Source organism: Latilactobacillus sp., assembly GCF_033176295.1.
GTDB classification, from domain to species: Bacteria; Bacillota; Bacilli; order Lactobacillales; family Lactobacillaceae; genus Latilactobacillus; species Latilactobacillus sakei.
Genome location: NZ_JAMQEX010000003.1, coordinates 23,142 through 47,284, shown reverse-complemented (window position 1 = coordinate 47,284; position 24,143 = coordinate 23,142). Strand labels below are relative to the sequence as shown.

27 protein-coding genes, 1 other RNA gene and 1 riboswitch are annotated in these 24,143 nt (G+C 42.3%); of the genes, 4 read left to right on the top strand and 24 right to left on the bottom strand.

Going from position 1 to position 24,143, the window contains the following annotated elements; genetic code table 11:
• The first annotated feature begins 171 nt into the window (after positions 1-171).
• Positions 172-804 (top strand): CPBP family intramembrane glutamic endopeptidase, encoded by a 633-nt coding sequence (locus NDN60_RS02790; protein WP_056947787.1) that lies wholly within the window; start codon positions 172-174, stop codon positions 802-804.
• 49 nt (positions 805-853) lie between these two features.
• On the opposite strand, the gene NDN60_RS02785 is transcribed toward NDN60_RS02790, so the two are convergent.
• Positions 854-1,501 (bottom strand): redox-sensing transcriptional repressor Rex, encoded by a 648-nt coding sequence (locus NDN60_RS02785; RefSeq protein WP_011374065.1) that lies wholly within the window; start codon positions 1,499-1,501, stop codon positions 854-856.
• 197 nt (positions 1,502-1,698) lie between these two features.
• Between NDN60_RS02785 and NDN60_RS02780 the strand changes: the two genes are divergently transcribed.
• The gene (locus NDN60_RS02780; protein ID WP_056947785.1) at positions 1,699-3,645 is read left to right on the top strand and encodes an ABC-F family ATP-binding cassette domain-containing protein; all 1,947 of its coding nucleotides are present in this window, start codon (positions 1,699-1,701) and stop codon (positions 3,643-3,645) included.
• Positions 3,646-3,684: 39 nt separating this feature from the next.
• Here the strand turns inward: NDN60_RS02780 and NDN60_RS02775 are convergent, their stop codons facing one another.
• Both NDN60_RS02775 and NDN60_RS02770 read right to left on the bottom strand, forming a co-directional pair.
• Positions 3,685-4,047 (bottom strand): YccF domain-containing protein, encoded by a 363-nt coding sequence (locus tag NDN60_RS02775; protein ID WP_011374063.1) that lies wholly within the window; start codon positions 4,045-4,047, stop codon positions 3,685-3,687.
• A gap of 99 nt (positions 4,048-4,146) precedes the next feature.
• Positions 4,147-4,464, bottom strand: coding sequence for a PTS sugar transporter subunit IIB (locus tag NDN60_RS02770; protein ID WP_025016444.1), 318 nt, complete (start codon positions 4,462-4,464; stop codon positions 4,147-4,149).
• Positions 4,465-4,741: 277 nt separating this feature from the next.
• On the opposite strand from NDN60_RS02770, the gene NDN60_RS02765 reads away from it, so the two are divergent.
• Positions 4,742-6,001, top strand: coding sequence for a chloride channel protein (locus tag NDN60_RS02765; protein ID WP_056947783.1), 1,260 nt, complete (start codon positions 4,742-4,744; stop codon positions 5,999-6,001).
• A 325-nt stretch (positions 6,002-6,326) separates the two neighbouring features.
• Here NDN60_RS02765 and tsaD read toward each other — a convergent pair whose 3' ends face one another.
• The 4 genes from tsaD to NDN60_RS02745 all read right to left on the bottom strand — a co-directional run bounded on the left by tsaD (position 6,327) and on the right by NDN60_RS02745 (position 9,303).
• Complete coding sequence (gene tsaD / locus NDN60_RS02760; protein WP_056947781.1) at positions 6,327-7,361, bottom strand: tRNA (adenosine(37)-N6)-threonylcarbamoyltransferase complex transferase subunit TsaD; 1,035 nt, start codon at positions 7,359-7,361, stop codon at positions 6,327-6,329.
• A 10-nt stretch (positions 7,362-7,371) separates the two neighbouring features.
• Positions 7,372-7,839, bottom strand: coding sequence for a ribosomal protein S18-alanine N-acetyltransferase (gene rimI / locus NDN60_RS02755; RefSeq protein ID WP_052039295.1), 468 nt, complete (start codon positions 7,837-7,839; stop codon positions 7,372-7,374).
• A gap of 61 nt (positions 7,840-7,900) precedes the next feature.
• Complete coding sequence (tsaB, locus tag NDN60_RS02750) at positions 7,901-8,626, bottom strand: tRNA (adenosine(37)-N6)-threonylcarbamoyltransferase complex dimerization subunit type 1 TsaB (protein WP_056947779.1); 726 nt, start codon at positions 8,624-8,626, stop codon at positions 7,901-7,903.
• 140 nt (positions 8,627-8,766) lie between these two features.
• On the bottom strand, positions 8,767-9,303 hold the full coding sequence (locus NDN60_RS02745; RefSeq protein WP_011374057.1) for a folate family ECF transporter S component: 537 nt from the start codon (positions 9,301-9,303) through the stop codon (positions 8,767-8,769).
• A 40-nt stretch (positions 9,304-9,343) separates the two neighbouring features.
• A riboswitch (THF riboswitch) is annotated at positions 9,344-9,442 on the bottom strand.
• A gap of 145 nt (positions 9,443-9,587) precedes the next feature.
• Here NDN60_RS02745 and NDN60_RS02740 point away from each other — a divergent pair.
• Positions 9,588-10,562, top strand: a complete 975-nt coding sequence (locus NDN60_RS02740) for an asparaginase (RefSeq protein ID WP_056947777.1) — start codon at positions 9,588-9,590, stop codon at positions 10,560-10,562.
• A 359-nt stretch (positions 10,563-10,921) separates the two neighbouring features.
• Here NDN60_RS02740 and NDN60_RS02735 read toward each other — a convergent pair whose 3' ends face one another.
• From NDN60_RS02735 to NDN60_RS02655, 17 genes are all read right to left on the bottom strand, one after another.
• Positions 10,922-11,668 carry an acyl-[acyl-carrier-protein] thioesterase gene (locus NDN60_RS02735; protein ID WP_016264623.1) on the bottom strand — a complete coding sequence of 249 codons (747 nt, stop codon included), beginning with the start codon at positions 11,666-11,668 and terminating at the stop codon, positions 10,922-10,924.
• 10 nt (positions 11,669-11,678) lie between these two features.
• Positions 11,679-12,557: a 16S rRNA (cytidine(1402)-2'-O)-methyltransferase gene (gene rsmI, locus NDN60_RS02730; protein WP_099947246.1), complete on the bottom strand. Its 879-nt coding sequence runs from the start codon at positions 12,555-12,557 to the stop codon at positions 11,679-11,681.
• Positions 12,558-12,655: 98 nt separating this feature from the next.
• Positions 12,656-13,009 carry a DNA replication initiation control protein YabA gene (locus NDN60_RS02725; protein WP_011374052.1) on the bottom strand — a complete coding sequence of 118 codons (354 nt, stop codon included), beginning with the start codon at positions 13,007-13,009 and terminating at the stop codon, positions 12,656-12,658.
• A gap of 51 nt (positions 13,010-13,060) precedes the next feature.
• Positions 13,061-14,053 (bottom strand): DNA polymerase III subunit delta', encoded by a 993-nt coding sequence (gene holB / locus NDN60_RS02720; protein WP_025016439.1) that lies wholly within the window; start codon positions 14,051-14,053, stop codon positions 13,061-13,063.
• A gap of 3 nt (positions 14,054-14,056) precedes the next feature.
• Positions 14,057-14,386 (bottom strand): cyclic-di-AMP receptor, encoded by a 330-nt coding sequence (locus NDN60_RS02715; RefSeq protein ID WP_011374050.1) that lies wholly within the window; start codon positions 14,384-14,386, stop codon positions 14,057-14,059.
• 14 nt (positions 14,387-14,400) lie between these two features.
• The gene (tmk, locus tag NDN60_RS02710) at positions 14,401-15,045 is read right to left on the bottom strand and encodes a dTMP kinase (RefSeq protein WP_099947245.1); all 645 of its coding nucleotides are present in this window, start codon (positions 15,043-15,045) and stop codon (positions 14,401-14,403) included.
• A gap of 143 nt (positions 15,046-15,188) precedes the next feature.
• Positions 15,189-15,443, bottom strand: a complete 255-nt coding sequence (locus NDN60_RS02705) for a YaaL family protein (protein WP_011374048.1) — start codon at positions 15,441-15,443, stop codon at positions 15,189-15,191.
• A 16-nt stretch (positions 15,444-15,459) separates the two neighbouring features.
• Positions 15,460-16,056, bottom strand: a complete 597-nt coding sequence (gene recR, locus NDN60_RS02700; RefSeq protein WP_011374047.1) for a recombination mediator RecR — start codon at positions 16,054-16,056, stop codon at positions 15,460-15,462.
• Between the two features lie 25 nt (positions 16,057-16,081).
• Positions 16,082-16,390 carry a YbaB/EbfC family nucleoid-associated protein gene (locus NDN60_RS02695; protein WP_056947773.1) on the bottom strand — a complete coding sequence of 103 codons (309 nt, stop codon included), beginning with the start codon at positions 16,388-16,390 and terminating at the stop codon, positions 16,082-16,084.
• Positions 16,391-16,416: 26 nt separating this feature from the next.
• Complete coding sequence (gene dnaX / locus NDN60_RS02690; RefSeq protein ID WP_099947244.1) at positions 16,417-18,135, bottom strand: DNA polymerase III subunit gamma/tau; 1,719 nt, start codon at positions 18,133-18,135, stop codon at positions 16,417-16,419.
• Between the two features lie 319 nt (positions 18,136-18,454).
• Positions 18,455-18,552: signal recognition particle sRNA small type (ffs, locus tag NDN60_RS02685), an RNA gene on the bottom strand.
• 7 nt (positions 18,553-18,559) lie between these two features.
• Positions 18,560-19,078, bottom strand: coding sequence for a tRNA adenosine(34) deaminase TadA (gene tadA, locus NDN60_RS02680; protein ID WP_099947535.1), 519 nt, complete (start codon positions 19,076-19,078; stop codon positions 18,560-18,562).
• 80 nt (positions 19,079-19,158) lie between these two features.
• Positions 19,159-19,503 (bottom strand): hypothetical protein, encoded by a 345-nt coding sequence (locus NDN60_RS02675; RefSeq protein ID WP_056947769.1) that lies wholly within the window; start codon positions 19,501-19,503, stop codon positions 19,159-19,161.
• Positions 19,504-19,575: 72 nt separating this feature from the next.
• On the bottom strand, positions 19,576-20,181 hold the full coding sequence (locus NDN60_RS02670; protein WP_011374042.1) for a class I SAM-dependent methyltransferase: 606 nt from the start codon (positions 20,179-20,181) through the stop codon (positions 19,576-19,578).
• Positions 20,182-20,190: 9 nt separating this feature from the next.
• Complete coding sequence (gene mprF / locus NDN60_RS02665; protein ID WP_056947766.1) at positions 20,191-22,812, bottom strand: bifunctional lysylphosphatidylglycerol flippase/synthetase MprF; 2,622 nt, start codon at positions 22,810-22,812, stop codon at positions 20,191-20,193.
• 86 nt (positions 22,813-22,898) lie between these two features.
• Positions 22,899-23,534, bottom strand: a complete 636-nt coding sequence (locus NDN60_RS02660; RefSeq protein ID WP_250790771.1) for a pentapeptide repeat-containing protein — start codon at positions 23,532-23,534, stop codon at positions 22,899-22,901.
• Between the two features lie 64 nt (positions 23,535-23,598).
• Positions 23,599-24,141: a DNA/RNA non-specific endonuclease gene (locus NDN60_RS02655; RefSeq protein ID WP_391486470.1), complete on the bottom strand. Its 543-nt coding sequence runs from the start codon at positions 24,139-24,141 to the stop codon at positions 23,599-23,601.
• Between the last annotated feature and the right edge of the window lie 2 nt (positions 24,142-24,143).

Here is a 24,143-nt window from a genome sequence, read left to right as displayed (position 1 = left end):
TTAAAATCCCTCCATCACTTTTTCTTTTTTAGCACTCTAAACACTCAAGTGCTAATCACATTTTTTATCATAGCATTTTTTCAGAACATTGCAAGTATTTTGCTACCCCCTTTTGCATTTTAATCGCCAATGCGCTACGCTATGGTCACATCAACTTTCAGGAGCGTAATCATGACTCAAAGCCAACAAAATTTTAGGCTGATTATCAGCTATCTCATCATTTTATTAATCCCTAGTGCCCTCGTTCGCTTTTTCGGGTTGTCAGATCAATTCTATTTATTCACCACAATCACGGATAGCCTCGGCGCACTTTTATTACTCTATTTTAATTATCGAGGCCCAAAAAGTAGTCTTGAGAAACACCCCTTGCCGCTTAAGAAAGTCATCATCTGGGGCATTAGTGGTATTTTACTCGCGTTAATCGTCCAAATTATCGCTGGTTCAATTGATCATCTACTCTTTAAAAATAGTACGCAATCACTCAATACGCTCACTCTCATGACGGCCCTCAAAGCCCAACCGTGGTTGATCATTATTCTAACGATTGCTGCGCCAACAATGGAAGAACTCGTTTTTCGAAAGGCGATTTTTGGCGGTCTTAGTGGCCGCTTAAATTCGGTATTAGCCGCACTCATCTCTAGTTTATTATTTGCCGTGATTCATCAAGACAGTCATCTAATTATCTACGCGGCAATCGGCCTTTTCCTTTGTTGGCTGTATCGCAAAACGGGTTCCATTTATACAACGATTATCAGTCATGCGGGAATGAATCTCGTCGTAACGCTCTTTTATCTCAGTCATTAAAAAAATAGAGCCCATCAACCGACATTACTGCTGGTTAATGAGGCTCTATTTATTTTGACGCTTCTTCTGTATTATAATTATCAAGGAAATAAATTAACGTTTGTAACTCTTTCGCTAAATCAACATTTTGAATCCGAATGGTATTCGGTACAGAAATTCGAATTGGGGTAAAGTTCATGATGCCCTTAATCCCTGCATCAACTAGTTGATCCGTTACTTTTTGAGCAACTTCGATTGGAACCGTCAAGATGACGATTTCAATTTGTTGTAACTTCAATTGTTCAACCATTTCGTCCATTGAGTAAACCGGCACACCTGTTTGGATTGTGCCAATTAATTCAGGTTTAACATCAAAAGCAGCGCTAATCCGAATATTATTCGTTTGTCTAAAGTTGTAATTTAACAAAGCATGTCCTAAATTACCGATACCGATCAAAGCAACATTCGTTAAGCGATCTTGATTCAACGTCTTCTTGAAGAAACTCAAGAGAGACTCAACATCATAGCCATAACCCCGTTTACCGAGCGCACCGAAATATGAAAAATCACGGCGAATTGTCGCACTATCGACTTTAACAGCTTCAGATAGTTCAGTTGACGAAATCTTGGTCTTACCCGAATTGTTTAAAAAGTTTAGATAACGATAATATAAAGGTAAACGCTTCGCTGTGGCTCTTGGAATTTTATTTTCAGCCATTTGGAACCTCCGTTCATTCTTTTACTTGTGAAAATATCCCTACACTATATTGAAATGATACTGAATTTTCTTGTGAAAAGCAATTAATTTACTATTTTGACTGTCTTTGCCCTAAATCTGTTATGATAGTTGAAACGGACTTTAACGATTCCTTAAAATGGTACCTTAAAAACACGACATCGAAAGGATTTTACATTGTGATATTATTACAGGTTCAACAAGTCGCCCGTCACTTTGGCGGTGACTACTTATTTAAAAATGCACAATTGGAAGTGCAAGATCACGCCCGCGTCGCCTTAGTTGGCCCTAACGGTGCTGGTAAATCAACACTTTTGAAGATGATTGCTGGCATTACGACGCCCGATGATGGTCAAATTATTCTGGGTAAAAATGTCCAAGTTGGCTACTTAGCCCAAGATAGCGGTCTTAGTTCTGAACGGAACATCTATGACGAAATGCTAACGATTTTCGAAGGCCTTCGCCAAATGGAAGCTCAGATGCATACGTTGGAACAAGCAATTGCCGATCCAGATGCTAATCGTTCAGATGAGGACTACCAAGCCCTCTTAAAACAATACGATCAGATTCAACACGACTTTTCTGAAGCAAACGGGTATGGTTACGAAGCCGAAATTCGTGGTGTATTGCACGGTTTCCAATTCCCAGAAGAAACTTTCACCAAACCAATCAGCACGCTATCTGGTGGCGAACGGTCCCGCTTAGCACTTGCTAAGCTATTACTTGAGAAAAAAGACGTCTTAATCTTGGATGAACCAACTAACCATTTGGACATTCAAACCTTAACATGGCTTGAAAATTATCTTCAAACCTATCCCGGCGCACTTTTAACCGTTTCTCATGACCGCTACTTCTTAGACAAGATTACTAAAGAAGTTTACGATATGAGTCGCCACACATTAACGCACTACACCGGCAATTACAGTCACTTCTTGACGCAAAAATCAGCCAACCTATCACTCGAATGGAAGGCTTATGAGAAACAACAATCCGAAATCGAGAAACTCCAAACATTCGTCGACAAAAACTTAGTTCGAGCTAGCACGACTAAGCAAGCCCAAAGCCGCCGTCGTCAACTTGAAAAGATGGATAAGTTAGAACGCCCAACCAACGACGCCTCTAAAATCCACTTCCATTTTGATATCGATCAACCAAGTGGTAACAAAGTCTTGCAAGTCGTTGACGCAGCTGTTGGTTACTCAGCCGACAAAGTAATGGTCGAACCCATTAACTTTGAAGTCAACAAGCAAGAACGCTTAGCGATTATCGGACCTAATGGGATTGGTAAATCAACACTTTTAAAGAGTATCCTTCATCAAATTCCATTCTTAAAAGGTCACGAACGTGTTGGTAGCAATGTTTCTATCGGTTATTATGACCAAGAACAACGCAACCTCCACGCTAACAAAACTGTTCTTAATGAATTATGGGATGAACATCGCACCACCCCTGAAAAAGAAATCCGCACGCTTTTGGGTAGCTTCTTATTCACCGGCGACGATGTTTTGAAAGTCGTCTCACAATTAAGTGGTGGCGAAAAAGCACGACTACTACTGACTAAATTAGCCATGAACCATGATAATTTCTTGATCATGGATGAACCGACTAACCATTTAGACATCGATAGTAAGGAAGTTTTAGAACAAGCCTTACGCGAATTCGATGGTACCGTCCTCTTCATCTCCCATGACCGGTATTTTATCAACCAAGTGGCAACCGGCATCATTGAACTGTCAACCACCACTGGCAGCAAGCGCTACTTAGGCGATTACGACTACTATCTCGCTAAAAAAGCTGAGGAAGAAGCCTTCGCACAAGCCGCTGAAGTGCCAGTTGAAGTCAGTGATCAACCTGTTACTGCTCAAGATAATTATAAAGCCAGCAAGGAAACACAACGGGCACAACGGAAGTTAGAACGGGAAGTCGCTGCTTTAGAAGAACAAATGGCAACACTCGAAGAACAAGCAACTGCCATTCAAGAAAAAATGACGCAAGCCGATATCATCACTAAACCATTGGTCTTGCAGGAATTACAACAAGATTTAGAAAAAGTGCAAGCAGACCTTGCCCAAACAGAAGCTGATTGGGAAGAACAAGCGATGGCACTCGAAGAATTGACTAATTAAAAACCAGAAAAAGCGCGTATCCTACGATACGCGCTTTTTCTAGCCAACAATTTGTTTGCCAAATGGGCTCAATGATAAGCTTGCTAATTTAAAATGTTGATGGGCAAATGGGATGCCGACAATTGTAATTGTTAATAACAAGCCCCAGAAAATATGGTTAGCCCATAAAATGAAGCCTCCAAAGATAAACCAGACAATATTTAATAAAAAGGAGCCCGCACCACCGCTCGAAACAACTCGTGCATTAAATGGCATTAACGTCAGACCACCAATTTTGAAACATTGTAAGCCAACTGGAATCCCCACGATTGTGACACACCACACTAAGCCGGCTAAAAACCAACCAACTGCACTCACTAAGCCACCGAAAATCCACCAAATAATTGTGCCTAAAAGACTCATTAGCTTCTCCTCCTCTACTCTTTTCTCCGATTATACAGACTTGTCTAACCCTAATCAAAAAGCCCGCCTAATTACTTAGGTGGGCTTTGTTTTAAATCATTAACCGATTAGTGCTAACGCTTGTTTCAAGACGGTTTCGCCATCCATCATCCCGTAGGCTTTCATATCGATCACTTCAACACCAATGCCTTTAGGTGCCAATTTTTCTTTAAATTGACCTTCCATAAAGCGTACTTGAGGGCCTAATAAGACGCAATCAATTTTTTTGTTTTCTAATTGGTTATCTGCATCTGATGCGCCAGTTGCGAAGATTTCTGCATCGACACCTTGTGCTTCTGCTGCCTTTTGCATTTTTGAAACGAGCAAGCTGGTTGACATACCTGCCGCACAACATAACATGATTGTTTTTTCTGCCATAGTAATTACCCCTTAATTTTTTTAGATTGAAATGAAAAAATTGTACAGAAAGTGAAATGAAGCGTTTTCATCACTGCTGTAAATTCAGTATAAGCGCTTTCTAAATAATTGTCAATTAATGTTATTTTTTAATTTAAATAATTGCTGATTCCCCTTTACTGACTATTTGTTAATAAATTAACTAATAACTAGTGTTATTTTATATTGATTTTTTTAACCTGACTTTTCCTGTCAACTATGGTTAAATGGCTTTTAGACACTTTTTTTCGGAGGTATCATGTTTAAATTTAAATCACTTTATCTATTCAGTTACGGCCTTATTCTGAGCGCCATCGTCGGTATCTTGCTCGGCCTTTTTTACAGCTTGCAAAGTACCCTAATTGAAATTTTCTGGCAAAAAGCAACCTTTGGTGGCCTCTTAGACGCCATTATGCTGGTGGTGGTGGGCCTAGTCATTATTATTTCACGACACTATTTTGGGCCCCTCCCACAAAATTTGGGGGTCATTAAGGCTGATCTCAAACAAGCGGGCACTGCTAATTATCGCTATGTCCTCTTACAAATGCTGATTCCAGCTGTTATTTTAGTCAGTGGAACAAGTCTGGGCCCTGAAGCAACGTTGGTTAGCTCAACCTTCCTCTATAGTATTTGGCTTGCTGATAAGCAACGCTACGTCGCCGCGCATTTTGATGACTTATGTGTACAATCAATAGGCACGAGATTAAAAGTACTCGCGACACCGCACCGCTATCTATTGCATTATCAACAACCAACCACCTCACTTACCAAAGTAGCAACCTATCAAAAGAAAGCCCTCATTGTCACTTATTTTTTAAACGGGACCGCATGGCTTAGCGGTGTCTTCATCTTAACTGGTCAACCGTCATTAATTATTCGGCTTGGCCAATCACACTGGCAAGGGCGCGATCTCTATTGGTTTTTACCATTAGTGCTCGGAGGTTATTTACTCGGAAAACTTTGGTTGGCCGGCATGGTGGGCTTACGCAAAATTATGCAAGCCCGCCTCACCAACGATCAGGTCCGCGTCTTAATCGGTGGTCTGGCGATTTTCTTAGCCAGCCTCTTTTTTCCACACATTCTCTTTTCCGGTCAACATAACTTTCATTTATTCACCACGATTTGGCAAGATCAATCAATGCTTTTTTTAATGAGCCGCTCCCTATTAAAACTAATTTTATTAACAATCTGTTTGAACACCGGTTGGCTTGGTGGGGATATCTTCCCGGTATTGTTTGCTTCAACCGCTCAAGGGATGGCAATCAGCCAGTTATTTCCGCAAGTTGATTCCCTCTTTGTCATTGGGTTAATTGCCATCAGTATGGGCAGTGCCATTCTTGAAGCCCCACTGGTAGCTGGATTGATTATGGTTATTTTATTCTTACCGCCTAATCTCTTTTGGGTTGGTATTATTGCTACTGGCATCGTCTTAGGCTTAGAAAAATACCGTCAACATCATCAAGCACGCCGTGAGCAGCACCAAAGCCAAGGTGCGCGACTACATCAAAGTGAAGCCTGACAAAAGGGGGGCTGAGACAAAAGTAAATTTTGTCCCAGCCCCCTTTTTTGTTATCCAAATATTGATGGTCTAAACGTGTTCTATAAGTCATATCCTTCCGGTTAACCCTGAATCTCAAACGATTGCTTACAGCAATCATTCGCCATTCTGTGTTAATCCTCAGAACATACCCAACTTATGGCACACTCTCTTTTTTAAACGTGTTCTATAAGTCATATCCCTCCGGTTAACTCTGAATCTCAAATGATTGCTTGCAGCAATCATTCGCCATTCTGTGTTAATCCTCAGGACATACCCGACTTATAGCACACTCTCTTTTTTACTTTTAAAGTTCGTTTTGATATGGAAAGTCCAAACTAGGGACGGCGTTTAAATCTAAATCGGCCAGCGTATTTTGCGCAAGTGCAATGTGGGCAGCAGCGCCAATCATCGCGCCGTTATCGCCACATAAGCGTAGTGGTGGCATGATTAAATCAAGATCTAATCCTGCTGATTCAATCCCAGCCGCTAAGCCTTCTCGCAAGCCTTGGTTGGCCGCAACCCCGCCGGCAACAACCAATTGTTTAACCTTTAGTGATTGTGCTGCACGAAGGGTTTTAGTGACTAATACTTCAACAACACTTGTTTGGAAGCTCGCCGCTAAGTCCGCTTGATCCAATGTTTCACCAATTTGATCAGCATGGTGGACCGTATTGATAAAAGCACTCTTGAGACCACTGAAACTGAAATCCAAGTTATCTTCTTTCAACATTGCGCGTGGAAAATTAAACGTATCTTGGCCTAAATGTGCGAGGCGGTCAATTTCCTTACCAGCTGGATATGGCACACCCAATACCCGCCCAATCTTATCGTAGGCTTCGCCAGCCGCATCATCCCGTGTATCACCGATGATTTCGAATTGACCCGCAGCGGGCATATAAACTAATTCTGTGTGACCACCTGAAACCAATAGGGCTAACAAAGGGTATTCTAACGGTTTAACAAAGCGGGCCGCATAAATGTGCCCGGCCATATGATTAACCGGTACAAGTGGCAAATGATGTGCGTAGGCGATTGCTTTGGCCGCTGTGACCCCAATCAACAAAGCACCGACTAGTCCAGGACCGTAAGTGACGGCGACCGCTGTTAAATCATCATAAGTCACACCAGCTTGTTCCAGTGCTTCTTGTGTACAAAGTGTGATTTGTTCAACATGATGGCGACTAGCGACTTCTGGGACTACCCCGCCAAAACGTTGGTGACTCTTAATCTGCGTTGCGATGACATTACTTAAGATGCGTTGGCCATTTTCAATGACCGCCACACTCGTTTCATCACAACTTGATTCAAAGGCTAAAATTAATTCTTTTTTCTCCGTCATTTTGTTACTCCTATTGACTCAGTATGCGGCACATACTGAATGCATCTTCTTTTTCCTGAACATAATAATTACGTCTGGTTTTAACAACCTTAAACCCCATTCGTCGATAAACAGATTGGGCGCCGGTGTTACCAGTGCGGACCTCAAGGGTAATTTTTTGGCTTGGATAATCCCGCGCAAGTGCAACCACTTCGTGGACTAAAAAGTGGCCAATCCCCCTTTTTTGAAAGCTGGGACGGACCGCAATATTCGTGATGTGGGCCTCATTAGTCGAAAACCAGGCGCCAACAAACGCGACCACTTCTGAGCCTTGGCACAATACTAAATAAATCGATGTCCGGCGCTTGCTGAGTTCACTAGCAAAGGCCCACCGATCCCAGGGTGTTTTACCGCCATAGACCGAGCGTTCAATATCAATCAACGCTGGAATATCGCTCTGGCTAGCACGCGCCAAGTAAAACGGCTGATCATCAATCATGACTTGCCGCGTAACGTAGGGGAGCTCTTTTTTTAACCAAACACGTGGGCGTAGGTATTCCCTAAACTTGTTCCACATAAGCTGCCGATCCTTGATCGTCATGTGTCTTACCCCAGTTGACCTCTGCTTCTGTCTTTCTGAGATAATGTGGCCCAAAGCCATGGATGTCAGCAACTGGTTCAGCATTAGCCCCCAATTGACCTAGAACAGCTGCGTGTGGCAAGTTATGGTTGGCATCGACAAAATGGGCCTGACTACCCAAAGTGGCTTTAATCTGTGCGTTAAACTGTTGTACGTCACCGCCAACAAAATAGACAGGTTCATTTAATAACGCCACTTGTGCTAATAAGTCGGTTAGTGCCAAATATTGATCAGCAACCACGTTTTGTAAGTGCTGGTCTTGCCATTGATAAACACCGGCAAAAACGTTGTCCCGGCGCGCATCAAATAGCGGCACAATCAAAGCGGTTGTTTCTTGAACGTTCCCCGCTAAGAGCGCCAAACTGGAAATCCCGACTAATTCCTTGGCCATTGTCCAGGCAAAAGACTTGGCCGTTGTGACCGCAATCCGCAAGCCAGTATATGAACCGGGCCCTTGTGCGACTACAAACCGGTCGATTGCTTCAATCGATGTCTTAGTTTGTTTTAAAAGTTGATCAATCATTGGTAACAATGTTTGACTGTGGGTTTGCCGAATATTGACGGTCATTTCGCCTAATATTTGTTGGTCTTCAAGTAGCGCCACACTCACCGCTTGATTCGAGGTATCCATTGCCAATAGCTTCATTAATGTCATCCTTCTTCTGCTTATAATCCTTGTTATTCTAGCATAAATTAGCGATTAAATCGACACGCGTCACTTTTAGCTGCACTAAAAAACCACCTTGATAAAGAATAACTTTATCAAAGTGGTCGTTGTTTTTAAAATTATTGAATTCTGTCTTTCAAACGAACAATTGGTTCAAAATGCATCACGAGGTAAATCACAATCGGATGAATGACCATTGTGGCGGCCTCGCCCACTGCTCTTGTAGCAAAGTGGACACTGATTGGGGTCTGACTTAAAATCGATACCCACCATGAATTTAGGCCAAGATTAACGACGACAACCACCGTTAATACCGCTAAAATCACGCGTAACCACGTAATCTTTTGCCGGTAGAAGAAACAGCCGTAAATGAATGCGCCTAAGAAGGCTGATAACGTGAAACCGGGGAAATAGCCGCCCGGGACACCAATCATCAAACTATTGATGAGATCGCCAAGGACGGCCGCTAAGCCCGCCCAAACTGGCCCAAACCACCAGCCCATTAAAGCGGTGACGATAAAACCAAAACTAATTCTGTAAATCGTTAGCGAAATCGCAAAGCGCGCAATCACTAATTGTAAAGCGATTAGAACAGCTAGTAATACAACGCGTCTGGTGTCTAGCTTCACACCAAATAACCGATCTTGATTAACCATAAAAAAAGCATCTCCCTTTTGGAGTTGCCACAAATAACACTGCGGCGAATGCGGGACTAAAACCGCGAGCATTACTGCTCTTCGTCTGGTGTTCACATTCCGTTCCACCAGCACTTAACGCTTTAATCCCTACTCCGAATCTTTTTAGAACTTACTAAATGTACCACCGATTCCCTGAGGATACAACTATTCAGTTTGTCCACTTCAAAATATATCATCTCAATGTGGTTAAAATTTGCTATACTGGAACTAATTAAGCTTGATTATGAAAGGGACTGACAACTATGAAAAAAATCCTCGTCTTGCACACTGGCGGTACAATCGCCATGTCCGCTGATCAAGACGGTGCAGTCGCACCAACTGGTCAAAATCCAATGGCCGGTTTTGAAAAATTATTCGATAACCAACTCACAATTATTAGTGAAGAATTTGCGAATCTGCCCTCACCACACATTACACCAACCGTGATGTTAGCACTCAAGAATCGCATTCAAGCAGCTGAAGCAACTGGTATCGATGGGGTCGTCATCACTCACGGGACCGATACACTTGAAGAAACTGCCTACTTCTTAGACCTGACCTTGCCTAACAACGTGCCAATTGTTATCACCGGTGCGATGCGTTCTTCTAATGAAATCGGCTCAGATGGTCTTCATAACTTAATTAGTGCCGTTTGGACCGCCGCTTCTGACGATGCCCACGATAAGGGTGTTTTAGTCGTCATGAACGATGAAATCCACACCGCTCGTTATGTGACAAAAACGCACACGACAAATGTCGCTACTTTTAGAACACCAACTTTTGGCCCAATTGGTTTGGTCAGCAAGCACGATGCTAATTTCTTCCAAGAATTAATTCGTTCTGAAATCTGCGATATCCAAGAATTGGTTGAACCGGTCTTCTTATTAAAAGCTTATGCCGGCATGGACGGGACGCTTTTTGAAGCCATCAATCAGCCAACTACTAAAGGCCTTGTGATCGAAGCTCTTGGTGCTGGGAATTTACCACCCGCAACACTACCTGCCATCCAAGCCTTACTGGACCGCAATATTCCCGTTGTGCTCGTATCACGCTGTTTCAACGGTATTGCCGAAGACGTCTACGACTACGATGGTGGTGGCGTTAAATTGAAAAAAATGGGCATTACTTTCTGCCAGGGCTTAAACGGTCCCAAAGCCCGCTTGAAACTTCAAGTTGGCTTAAGTGCTGGTAAAACAGGCGCTGACCTCGTGAACTTCGTCAGCAATGCCGTTTCATAAGAAAACTAACTAAAAAAGGAGTGTGCCATAAGTCGGGATATCCCGAGGATTAACACAGAATGGCGAATGATTGCTGTAAGCAATCGTTTGACATTCAAGGTTAACCGGAAGGATATGACTTATAGAACACGTTTAAAAAAGAGTGTGTATCATAAGTCGGGTATATCCCGAGGATTAACACAGAATGGCGAATGATTGCTGCAAGCAATCGCTTGAGATTCAGGGTTAACCGGAAGGATATGACTTATAGAACACGTTTAGACCATCAATATTTGGATAACAAAAAAGGGGGCTGGGACAAAATTACTTTTGTCCCAGCTCCCTTTTTTTGTATCTGAAACGTACTTTTAGCAATACGCTTATCTTTTAGTCCATGCTATTTCGGCTTCTGCTGCGCTGAGGTCATCCACGGCTACCTTGTGGCGTGTCGTCATTATGTCATCCACCATCACTTGTTCGACCTGGCTTTGTGTCATTTGGCCGTATTGAATTTCATGACCATAACGGATATTAACACTTGTCACCCGATGATCCATCAAGAAATCATAATCCAAGGCGTCTAACATCCATTCAAAATAATGGACGTTATTGACGTGTTGATTGCCATCAATATCAAAATAACGCACGCGGTATTCTTTTTGCGATGCCTTTTCTGAGTCTATCTTCTTAATACGTGGGAATCGTTTGCTACCTTTGATTGCCATTGATTCAAACGGTGCCATGATTTCGGGGACAACGGGCACCATACTGCGCGTTTCATAAGACATCATCACAAAAATACTCTGGACAAAGACGCACTCGTTGCCCGCTTCATCATACAACCAAAAATTCCGATAACAGAAATAGCGATTATAACTCTCTGCTTCCGTCACAATCCGCACCTTTTCATCCACTTTGGGCATCCGGTTAATCGTCATTTGATATTGCGTGACAACCCAACCAAGGTTTAAACTATGCATGGTTTCTTCGCCGACGTTGAGGTCATTGAGTTGGTGTTCTGAGGCCAAAATTAAAACGTTGACCAATGATGCCAAAGTCAATTCGCCTTTAATATCCGTTTCAAAATACGGAATCCGGTATTCCTCTGTATACTGCTTGCCTGCCATCTTATTTCCTCTATTCTGTTAAATCGTGGTACGCGTTGTAGACCACCTGTTTCTTCAAGTCATTGGCCTTAGCGACCGTTTTAATGGCAACATTAGGACTAGCCCCTTGTTGAATCTGGGCTTCGACTTGTTCTGATAGTGATAAAGTCGGATTGGTGTCCACCACACTTAGGTTTTGAGGTGTTGGGTTGCCCGCTATGATAATCACAAATTCACCGCGCATTTCATTATCAGTTGCCCAAGTTAAGGCTTCTTGTAAATCACCGCGAATAAATTCTTCAAACTTCTTCGTCAATTCTCGGCCTAAAGTCACTTGGCGCTCGCCACCAAAACCGTTAATCAACGCTTGTAACGTCTTTTTTAAACGATGAGGCGCTTCGTAAAAGATGGTTGTTTCCGGCTTTAAGGCTAATTGCGCGACCGTTTCCGTTAATTCTTTACCTTTACGTGGTAAAAAGCCAAAGAACGTAAAGGGTTGCGGTGTAATCCCGGAAGCAATTAACGCCGTAATCCCAGCATTTGCGCCTGGTAGTGGTACGACTGCGATATTGGCTTCGATACAAGCTTTGACCAATTCATGACCCGGATCGCTAATCGATGGCATCCCCGCATCACTAACTTGGGCAATATCGTCGCCTGCTTCCAATTTTTCAATCAACGTTTCAATCCGTTGTTGCGTATTATGTTCGTGGAAACTAATTTGTTTGGTTTCAATTTCAAAGTGGTTCAATAATTTTTGCGTATTGCGTGTATCTTCAGCCGCAATTAACTGAACGTTTTTTAACGTCTCAATTGCGCGGTAAGTCATATCACCCAAGTTGCCGATTGGTGTTGGCACCAAATAGAGCACCCCTTGAGTGGTTGTTTTAAAACTAGATTGTGTTTGCATGTTTAATTATCCCTTCACGCCGTAATGACTCGAGCTTATAAAAGCGGGCGCCGCGACAAATAATCTTGCCTCAGCGCCCTGTTTGCGTTGCTTAATGATTAATCAGCTGTCCGTTCGCCATAAATAACGTCGTTACAAAAGGCGCATGGTTCGTCGTTTTCACGTCGCGAGCCATAGAAATAAGGACAGATATGAAAGCCTTCTTCATACAGATTCTGTAAATTTTGTTTAGACTTAGACAAACCTTGCGATAAATCTTTGGTGTCAGTTTCCTCAGTTGTTTGTTGTAATTCCTGAAGGTGTTCTCTGAGGTGTTTATTTTCAATCTCTAATTCTGCATTTTCTTCCAGAACTTTAGATAAAACTGCCTTCATTTCAGTGATGCCGTCAAACGTTAACTTGGCCTGCTGCTCAATAGTTAATAATTGTTCGTATAAGTCTGTTTTACTCAACGTTTACATCCTCCCGATGGCCTTTTAAGCTAATTTTTGAACTACGATCCGCTATGCTACTGCGATTAAATTTAACGTTAAACTCTCTAAGACGTTTTGGCAACTCACATTTTGTTCAAACGTGCGTTGGGCCGTTAAAACGAATTCTGTTTGCGCCACAATCTCCGCTGCGGTCATTTGTTGACTAATGGTGTTTAACTGTGTGCGATACTCACTAAAACAAAGATCACCCGCCAAATCATACCGGCAGTTTAAAAGATCTTGATACCACAAACCAATTAAGTTTAAGGCGATCTTTTGTTGGGACCGATCTGTCAATAACGGTAGTAGTTGCGTTTGAATCGTTACAAAACTCTCCAAATCCTTTTGGGCAACTTTTTGGGCCCAACTCGTGATTTTAGCAACGACTTGCATCAGCCAGTCTTCGGCCAATAATTGTTGGGCCTGCGTTAAGTCACTCGTCAAGTGACTCAACAGCTGTGCCTGCGCTGGTAAAATCTGCGCTTCTTCAAATTGTTGACGCACCATTTCCTTCGGCAGATTGGCTAAGTCAATCACTTGAAGCCGCGATAAAATCGTCGGTAACATCAGATTCTTATTGCTGGTACATAAAATTGCGTAGACGTTTGGCGCCGGTTCTTCCAAAAATTTCAATAAACTGTTGGCCGCACTAGCCGTCAATGTCTCTGCCGCTTCAATAATGAAAAGCCGCTGACTCGATTCCATCCCACTCTTAGCAACTTCTTGCTTCAAATAGCGAATATCAGCAATTTTAATGCTCTTACCGTCTGGTTTAATTTCGACGACATCGGGATGATTCCCAGTTAAAATCCGCTGGCATTCAGGACATTGATAGCAAGGTTGACTGTCTTCATTGACCTGTTGGCAAAAAAGACGCAGTGCTAACCATTGTGCCAATTGCATCTTACCCACACCTTGTGCACCGGCTAATAAATAACCATGTGCTAACTGCCCACGCGCAATAATCTGGGCAAACTGCTGGACAAGCTTGGGTTGCATTTGTTCAATTGTTAAAGTGGCCATTGTTTAGAAGCGGTGGAATTGTTCGATTGGCATCACAAAGACGGTTGCCCCACCGACTTGTACTTCAATAGGGTAAGACATTGAACTGTCCATTGTGGCATCCATATTGATAGGAGGTGTCATGAATTGTTCGCGTGCTTGGCACGTTTCTTCAATAATCTTCAATGCTTCTGGGACCCGTTCGTCTTCAATCCCCACGATAAACGTTGTATTGCCAGATTTCAAAAAGCCCCCAGTTGTTGATAACTTCGTTGCTCGAATGTTGGCATCAATTAATTCACTACTTAATAAGTTACTGTCTTTGTCTTGGACGATTGCTAATAATAATTTCATCTTAATCTCTCCCCTTATACTTCAAATAAATGCGGATTTGCTTGTGCGATGACTTGTAAACATTGTGTCACAACCGCTTCAAGGGGTTGTGAGGCATCAATTGTTTTAATCCGATCTGGGTGCGCCTGTGCTAGTTTCAAATAAGATTGACGCACTTTTTGATGGAATGCTAATTTTTCCTGATCCAAGCGGTCATATTGATTTTGACGATGCTGCTTAATCCGGGCTAACCCGACTTCAGAAGGCACATCTAAGTATAACGTTAAATCTGGCGTGAGGCCGTCAGTAGCAAATAAATTCATTTGCGCCACTGCCTCTTCCCCAATCCCGCGCCCAGCACCTTGATAAGCAATTGAACTATCCACAAACCGATCACAGATCACGAGTTTATCGGTTGCAAGTGCCGGTTGAATCTTTTCAACAATATGTTGTCTTCTAGCTGCTGCGTATAATAATGCTTCTGTTCGATCATCCATCGCCGTATTCTTCACATCCAGGATAATCTGGCGAATCTGTTCAGAGATTGGATTGCCACCTGGTTCACGTGTCACGACAATTTCTTGGGACACTTCTTTTTGTAAGCGTGCCACGACTGCTTCGAGTGCACTGGTCTTACCGGCACCATCTGGTCCTTCAAACGTAATTAATTTGCCTACCACACAACAACCTTCTTCATCAATAGAGTTACTCTTATTTTACTTGATTGAGCAAACAAGGTAAAGGGAAGGGGTTAAAAGTTCGCTAATAAAAAGATTGGTCCCCCGATAAAATCACTTTTATCAAGGGTCCAATCTTTTTTTGGTTATCTTAAAGCATTACGGCTGGCTACTTCACGCGAAACGGCATCACTGGCCACCTTGCGCTGACGTGCTTGTCGGTATAAAAATTCGAACTTTGCTTGTTGAATCTTACTTTCCATCTCCAACGTTTGATCTAGTCCTCTAACGTTTGCTTGCGTTTTTTGTGCTGAGCGCCACTTATCTTTCACTTGATAAATCAAATCAAGTAACGCTTCATCGCCAGCTTCTCTTAGCGTTGGTTTTCGTCTACCGAACATTATAACCCCACCATTTCTAGATTTCTTGACGACCCTCGACAGCTTTTAATAAAGTCATCTCATCCGCATATTCAATATCGCTCCCGACCGCTAAACCATGGGCTAAGCGAGTGACTTTAATCCCGGCCGGCTTAATTAGCCGTGAAATATACATCGCCGTTGCTTCCCCTTCTGGCGTTGCATTGGTGGCGATGATGACTTCTTTAGCTGGTGTTTTTTGGAGTCGTTTAATTAAATTAGCAATATTAATATCGTCTGGCCCTTTACCTTCAATTGGTGACAACACCCCGTGCAAGACGTGATAGAGACCGTGATAATCGTTCATCCGTTCCATCGACATCACATCTTTAGGTTGTTCGACCACCAAAATCATTTCCTGACTACGCGCGGTATCCCGACAAATCTCACAAGGATCTTCATCAGTGATATTGCCACAGACACTACAATAATGGAGGTCTCGGCGTGCTGAAATCAGATTCTTGGCAAAGTTAGTCACGTCATCTTCATTCATATCAATCGTATAAAAAGCTAATCGCGTTGCTGTTTTGTTACCAATGCCTGGTAACTTCATATAACTTTCGATCAACTTCGCAATTGGTTCTGGATATTGCATATGTGCACTTCCTTATTCGGTTACCTTAGAATGGGAGGCCCTTTGTGAACTTGCCCATTTTAGCTTGTGTTTGTTTATCGATATCAACCATTGCTTCGTTAACTGCCATGATGATTAAATCTTGAAGCATATCAATGTCATCTGGATCAACAGCTTCTGGTTTGATGGCGATATCTTTCATCTTCTTGTCACCAGTCATGGTCACAACAACAGCATCGTTAGCAGCCTTACCAACGAATTCAGTGCTGTTTAATTCGTCTTGTGTTTGACCCATTTCTTTTTGCATTTTTTGCATTTGTTTCATCATACCTTGCATATTACCCATTCCGCGCATTTTAAAACATCCTCTCAATTTTTAAATTAATCTTTTTGAACAACGACTGCATCCCCGAATAACGCTTGGGCCTGCTGCACAACTTCGCTAACTTCAGGCGCCGGTGCTTTTTCGGTAGTCGTCGTTGGTTGGTCCTCATTATTATGACCTGAAACCGCATGATTTTGCAAATATTCTTTCCGGATTTCTGGCCAATTATCTTGCGGTACTAAGACCACTTTAAACGGATTGCCCGTTAACCGGTTTAAGCCGTTTTCTAGGACCGTCAATAAATCCTGATCGTTATTAGCCCGTTCGAATAAAATTTCGTAGTTAAAAGCGACAACGACGCCACTTTGACTCGCTGCTACCGGTTCAGAAACCCGCATAATCGCTCGTTTGGTAACATCTAACATATTTAATAAATCTGGCCAAACTTCTTTTAAGTTTTCTAAATTAGTCCGAGTAGCATCCGCAAGTACCGGATAAATCAACTTGCGGTTGACCTTCTTACTAATTTTCTTAGCTGGTTTAGGTTTTGCTTGTTGAACAGGCGCACTTGGTCCGGCCGTTTCTAATTTCTGTAAGGCAGCTTGTAATTGAGCAACTTGTTGACTTAATTGGGTCACTTGCTCATTATCGGCTGGGTCTGAAACATTGGCGCTAACGGCCGCAGGTGCCACTGGTTGTTGCGTCAAACGCACCGTTGCAACTTCCAAATAGATTTCTGGATGATTAGTGAACCGTAGTTGTTGTTGCGTTTCATTTAAAATATCGATCACCGTATACAATTGTTCGGCGCTCAAGGCATCACTAAGTTGTTTGAAGTGTTCGTCCAATAAATCCATTTCATTAGCCATTACCAATTCAGGTGCTTGTTGATACATCAATAAATCACGTACATATTCGATTAAATCTTCAACAAAGCGTTGGGCATCTTTACCCTCAGCTAATATCTGTTGCAATAGTTGCAACGCTGCTTTAGGCGCGTGATCGTGAATTGTTTGTACGTAATCGGCTAGTAAAGCTTCCGTCAAACTCCCCGTCACATCCAACGCGTTTTCTAAAGTGACGTGATTATCACTAAAGGATAAGACCTGATCCAAGATACTCAGTGCATCTCGCATCCCACCTTCAGCAGCTTTAGCGATCACTTTTAACGCAGCTGGATCGTAAGTCATTTCTTTTTGTTCCAAGATGTAAGCCATCCGTTTGAATAAATCAGCAGCCGTAATCCGCTTGAAGTTAAAGCGTTGGGTCCGCGAAATAATCGTCGCTGGCACCTTGTGAACTTCGGTCGTTGCTAAAATGAAGACCACGTTGGCTGGTGGTTCTTCCAATGTTTTCAACAGCGCATTAAACGCACCGGTGGATAACATGTGGACTTCATCAATAATATAAATTTTATAATCGGCTTGGGTTGGGGCATACTTCGCTTTATCCCGGATATCCCGAATTTCTTCAACCCCGTTATTTGAAGCCGCATCAATTTCAATCACATCATTTAACGCACCGGCAGTAATTGCCCGACACGTTTCACATTCATTACAAGGTTCGCCATCTTTTTGATAATGACAATTAATCGCCTTGGCAAAAATCTTCGCAGCGGACGTTTTCCCAGTCCCCCGCGGCCCCGTAAATAAATAGGCATGACTCGTCTGTTTTGTGATGATGGCGTTTTTTAATGTTTGGGTCATTGTTTCTTGCCCAACGACATCATCGAACCGTTGTGGCCGCCAAACCCGATATAAAGCTTGATAGCTCATTTAATGACCTCCGCCTTTCACCTAATCGTCCTATTATTTAAAAAAACTACTTGTTCCATTTTAGCATATTTTACAGTATTTTTTAGGGCCTAAAGGCACTAAAAAAGAGACTGCTCCAAAAATAATTTTAGCTTCAGTCTCCCTGCATCTTCTGAATCAACGTGCTTTTTCAGACATATTGTTACGGTTAGCAGCGCCGCGCAAACAATCGACCACGTCGCTTATTCACGTGACGAGGCTAAGCCTACACAATATGACCGCCTGAAACACACTAGGCACTAAAAAAGGATTAAGTCATATTGACCTAATCCTGGTTAATTTCTAAAAAACTTAAGACACATGATAAAACAAACTTAGTGCTGCTTTCTTCCGAACCTGACACGATTCGTAGGCTCATCATTGTCTCAAGGCCTTACGGCAACTCTTATTCTACCTGATTAGGTTTAAAATTACCAGTTTTTTTCTTCTTTTTTCGACGATTTTCCCGAATTTTTTTGAAAAAAGTCTGTAATAAGGCGGCACATTCAACTTCGCGCACACCAGCCACCACTGTCGCTTGGTGATTAAACCGTTTGTCCGTCAAAAGATTCATCAAGGTGCCAGTCACACCGGCTTTTGGGTCGCTAGCGCCAAAATAAACATTTGGAATTCGACTGTTAGTAATCGCCCCGGCACACATTGGACACGGTTCTAACGTTACAAAAATCGCCGTGTCTTCTAAGCGCCAACTCTTTTCAACCATGCAAGCTTCTTGAATCGCGATGATCTCCGCATGTAACGTTGCATCCTGTGCGTGTTCGCGAATGTTGTGCCCCCGACCAATAATCTGGCCGTCCTTCACGATAACCGCCCCAATCGGTACTTCACCAATAATCCGTGCCTGATTCGCTTCATCAATTGCAACTTGCATCCACTGATCAATCTCAGTTTGTGTATATCCCAATTCACTAACCCCTTTACCAATCAAAAGAGTGTCCCTAAAACAAAAGACATCTTTGTCCTAGAAACACTCTTAGTCGTTTTTTATAGCCGTTCTTTGACTTTCGTCGCATAAGCCGTCAACGTTTGCCGTAAGTCTTCCATCATTTCTGGAATATTATCGGTTTGTTCGCCTAGCTTATCCTTTAATTGGTTGAGCTTATCAGCCGCCCCTAATAAATTATTCACGTCTGCATCGGAAAGTTGATCAACCAATTCCAATGCCTTTTGATTACCATGTAGTTTATCTTTGACAAAGTTTTTAACTGCCAAACGTTTACGGTAGCGTTCAACTTTCTCGATGATTGCCTTAGAACCAACGAAAGTGGCTGTTGCACCGACCCCCGCTGTGACACCAACACCAATTAGAATCTTATATCTCATTTTCATTGTATCAACCTCCTTACACTATAGCCCTATTTTAGCATATCCCAGCCTGTTTGACGTCTTATCGGCTCAACATTATTTTAACTTAATACTTTGTAAAATATAGTAGCCTTTATCCTTATGAATGATTTGTACATTACCAAAAGTATCCGCCATTAATTGCTTAGCTGAAGGTGCGCCTTGCTTCTTTTGAATCACGACGTCTAATTCACCATCTGGTAACAAGTGATCGTAGGCACCCTTCAAAATATTTTGAACAACTGTTTTGCCAGCTCGAATTGGTGGGTTCGTCAAAATCGCAGCGTATTGCGCCGTCACATTTTGATATTCAGCTGATTCAAAGATTGCAACATTTTGGATTTGATTCAAATCGCAGTTTTTTTGTGCTAAACCAAGTGCGCGTTCATTAACATCGACCATGTCGATTTGACGCTCAGGTGCTAGTTTAGCAAGTGTCATCCCAATTGGCCCGTAACCGCAACCCATGTCTAAGATGGGACCTGCTGGCGTCTCGCTTAAATCAACGGCATCTAGTAATGCCCGTGAACCGTAATCCACAGTATTTTTGGAAAACACACCATTGTCAGTCGTGAACTTGAAATTAAAGCCCCGTAGTTCAAACGTCCAATTTTTCTCAGCGTGTTCAACTTCCGGATTTTTTGAATAATAATAATCTGTCATTTAAGAACCTCATTTGTCTTGATTGTTAGTTAAGTTGCCGATTTGAACAAAACGCATAAAATGACCTGCGAGTCCTTTTCGTTGTGGTGTCTCCGTCACTTTTTGGTTCACTACTAATAGAATTTGGAGCATCGTAAAGATAATTGAGGTCCGCTTTTGATAAGCAATGTATTTAGGAATCCACTTCGTCGTATATTTCTTCTTATACGTCCGTAAGCCTTGGAAGCCGTAGAAGTGATAGCCATATTCATAAATCAAATGCGCGATTTTTTCTTCAATAAAACTGAATTCTGACGTCCCCACATTGGCCAGTGGCGCCATCCCTAAATTGAAGTACTCATAACCTTCTGCTTTGTTGTGTTCAAAAAGACTAATGAAAACTTCATCCATTATACCAGATGGCGCGTCTTTTCTGTGGCGCATGAGGTCAATACTTGAAACTTCTTTCGTCCCAGTTGGCATATCATTGGCAAAAGCCACAATCCGATGCTCTGGATCATAAATCACAGCGATGGCTGCCTGTTGTAAATAATTAGGATCGAAGAAGCCCAGTGAAAAGCCTTTTTCAACCCGCCCATCAAGCCAATCATCCGAAACGGCCTTCAATTCAGCCATTAAGTCATCTGAAAATGGTGGCGTCAATAATTCAAATTGATAACCTTCACGTTCAAATTTATTCATCAAGGCCCGCTCAGCACGGCGCTTCTTACCAACTAACGTAAAGTCAGCCAACTTCACGTACCCTTCTTCACCAAACTTGATGAAATCAAACCCAATTTCATGTAATTGCATCGTTAACTCAGCCGAGATTTCATAGAACGCCAAATGACAATCAATCAAATCGGCTTCGCGCATCAATGCTTCAATCGCATCTATAAACTTGTCTGGATTTCCGACTGGTTCGCCCATCACAATCAAGCGATCCGCTTTTTTTCGGAATAACAAGAAGACTTGATCTTCGCCATCTTCTTGATAGAAGTAAACTGATTTGTCTTTTAGATAAGCCAAATGACTAACTTCATTGCCGCCGTATTCCGCAATCACCTTGCTAATTCGCGCTTCATCAAATGGTGTTGCGATCTTATGCCCACCACGACTTAGATAGCGGAAAACGATGAACAACGTTGCCGCTGCCACTAACAAGCCAACAAACCCGACAAGCCAAATTCGTTCCGACGGGAATAATAACGCCGTTGGTACTGGTTTACGGTGATGCAAGTGTGGTGAGTTCGCGATTCCGACAAAACTATATAGCAAGAAGACGCCGACAAAAATGGCGCCATCGACGATTCGATCATTCCATGAGAATTCAATCTTTTCACGATAAAGTTCCCGTTTCAATAAGAGGCTAGCTAATAAGACAAGGATCAAGAAAACAGCCAACTTAATCGAGAAGTCACGCCATAGGGTATTGGCAATCGCAATCACCAATAAAATCATCAATGGCCAATAAACCCGTTTTACCCGGTTAGCAACCCCGCGTGCTAACCCTAGCATGACAAAGGCCACGATAATATTCGTCACCCGGTCTAGGAAAAAGAACGTGTAAGGATAAAGTTGACCGATCACGGTATTGGTAATCGCAAAGTTTGGCACAGTCGCTACTAATAGTAAAATAATCCCCGAAATATAGAGGAAAAAGACGATAAAGTGGTGCGCGATTTTTTGCATAATCTGCCGTGGTAGGCCTTGAAGGTAGTGATTTAAGCGACTACCCGCATCGTGGGTAAATAAGCCAACCCCCACCAAGAATGGCATGATGTAGTAGAATACCCGGTAGAATGATAACCAAACAACTGCATCAGCATTACCAACGCCAATTGCACTCAACCCAAAGATCATGAATAAATCAAACGTCCCTAACCCACCAGGCACCATCGAAATGACCCCAATGATGTTGGCAATCATGAATAATGGTAGGACTTGTAATAAGTCACCTTTGATTTCCAAGAAATAACCGATCAGCAAGAAGAAGCCACCAGCAAAACCCCATTCAAAGAATGAGCCTGCCGTTAAGCGCAAAATCCGTTTAACGGATAAATCACTAAAAAATGCCGCGTTCTTCAGACGGGTACTTCCGAGTAATACTGGGAAATAACAAGCCCCGCCGACTAACCATAACCAGTAGTTGGCATAAATTTGACCAATGCCAAAGCCAAAGATTAAGACGATGCTAATTAAACACCAAATCGAAAGACCCGCTAATAAAAAGAGTGCAATCTTTGAAATTGCAATTAAGATTTCTTTTTGCGAAGCTTTTTTACCGTAGAAGTTAGCCCGTAAACTAGCACCTAAAAAGCCGCCAAAGCCGGCGATATTCGTAAATGTATTAACAATCCAGCCTGATTTGACCTTATACCAAAACGAATACTCTTCTGGTAACAACTCCGCAATGACAAAGTCATAATTGAGCATTGGTAATATCGCTAAAAAACCAATTACGAGCATCGCTAGTAACGTTAACGGACTCTGCGTGGTCAAACTTGCGCGTAATTGTTCTCCGTTGAGATCTCGAAAAATACGACCGACTTCAAAGATCACAAATACTAAGACTGATAAGATAAAGAGGCCTTTTAATAGTGTTAAATGGCGCTGGATTCCTTGATAAATGCGTCTACCCAAATTTTTCATTTTAGTCTCCTCTTGATAATGAGATACCTTAATTATAAGCTATCCAACAGAAAAACTCAGCAAAATGACAATTATGTTAGTTACACCTAACGCACATTAATCCGTAAAGCACTCATAATGACTAACGTCTGGGCAGAGCTAACGGTTGCGCCACGCAATAAATCGAGTGAGAAGACCGCTTTTTCAAACGTATTGTGACTCAAATCAAATGCTTTTAAATTAGTCCCCGTCAAATCAATCCCGTTCAAATCATTACCGCTCATCGTCAACCACTGCCAGTCGACATATTCAAACGCCACTTCTTGTAGCGAGCATTCTTCAAAATCCACATGTCGGATTCGTGTTTGGTTGAACCCCGCATAATCCAATTTGCAAGCGCCAAAGCGGACATCCCGCAAACCAGCTTCGGCAAAATCAGCCCCGACTAACTGGCAGCCTTCAAAAGCCACTCGCTGAAAAGTATTGCCGATAAACGAACAGTTTAATAACGCACAATGCTCAAAAAAAACGTCTTGAAAATCACAATTATCAAACGTCACCTGTTCAAATTGCACATTTTTAAAGTGGCTGCCCTTGAAATAGGCCATATTAATTGTGACTTCTTTTAACGGCACCTCAGTAATTAACTGATTTTCATAGGCTTCATCCGTTTCAAAATATGCTTCCTGGTAGGGACTTAAAGTCGCCATTAAAATCGGTGCTTGTGCTTTTTTTACTGTCATCATCATTTCTCCTCTAATTAAAAAAGATCGGCAGTCAAACTTGGTTGCCAATCTTTTTTACTTACTATTTTGTATAACGATTGCCCGGGTAATAATCGGCAACCTTCATTGTTTGATCAACACGACCACGGCCGGTTGCATAATCGAACTGCATCTTTGGCTCAACATTCCAAACATAGGCGTTAAAATTCAATGTCTTATCTGTTGAAATTGCTTGTACCCAATAACCACGTGGCATCAATTCTGATCCGCGGAAAACAGTCGTCACTTGATAGATTACTTTTTTATGCCGAATTAAAGCTTGGCGAACCTGATCTTCAAAAATCTGCATCGTCCGCTGGTTACTGAATTCGGTTTGGGTGGCTAAATTCTTAGGATTGTCACTACTGCCCAATTGTCCCTTCTTAAAAACGCCATCTTCATCGAAGTTAAAAGATATTGCATAGGCAATCAGATGACCACGATTCTGAGGTATTACTCGGTGGCCATCAATCATCACGGGCTGGTTATGCCAGCCGGTTGGCCGCCAATTTTGCCGTTCACGTGTATTGGAACGTCCCAACGTATCATGTGATAAATAAGCTGTATTGGTTGTCGTCCGATTCAAAT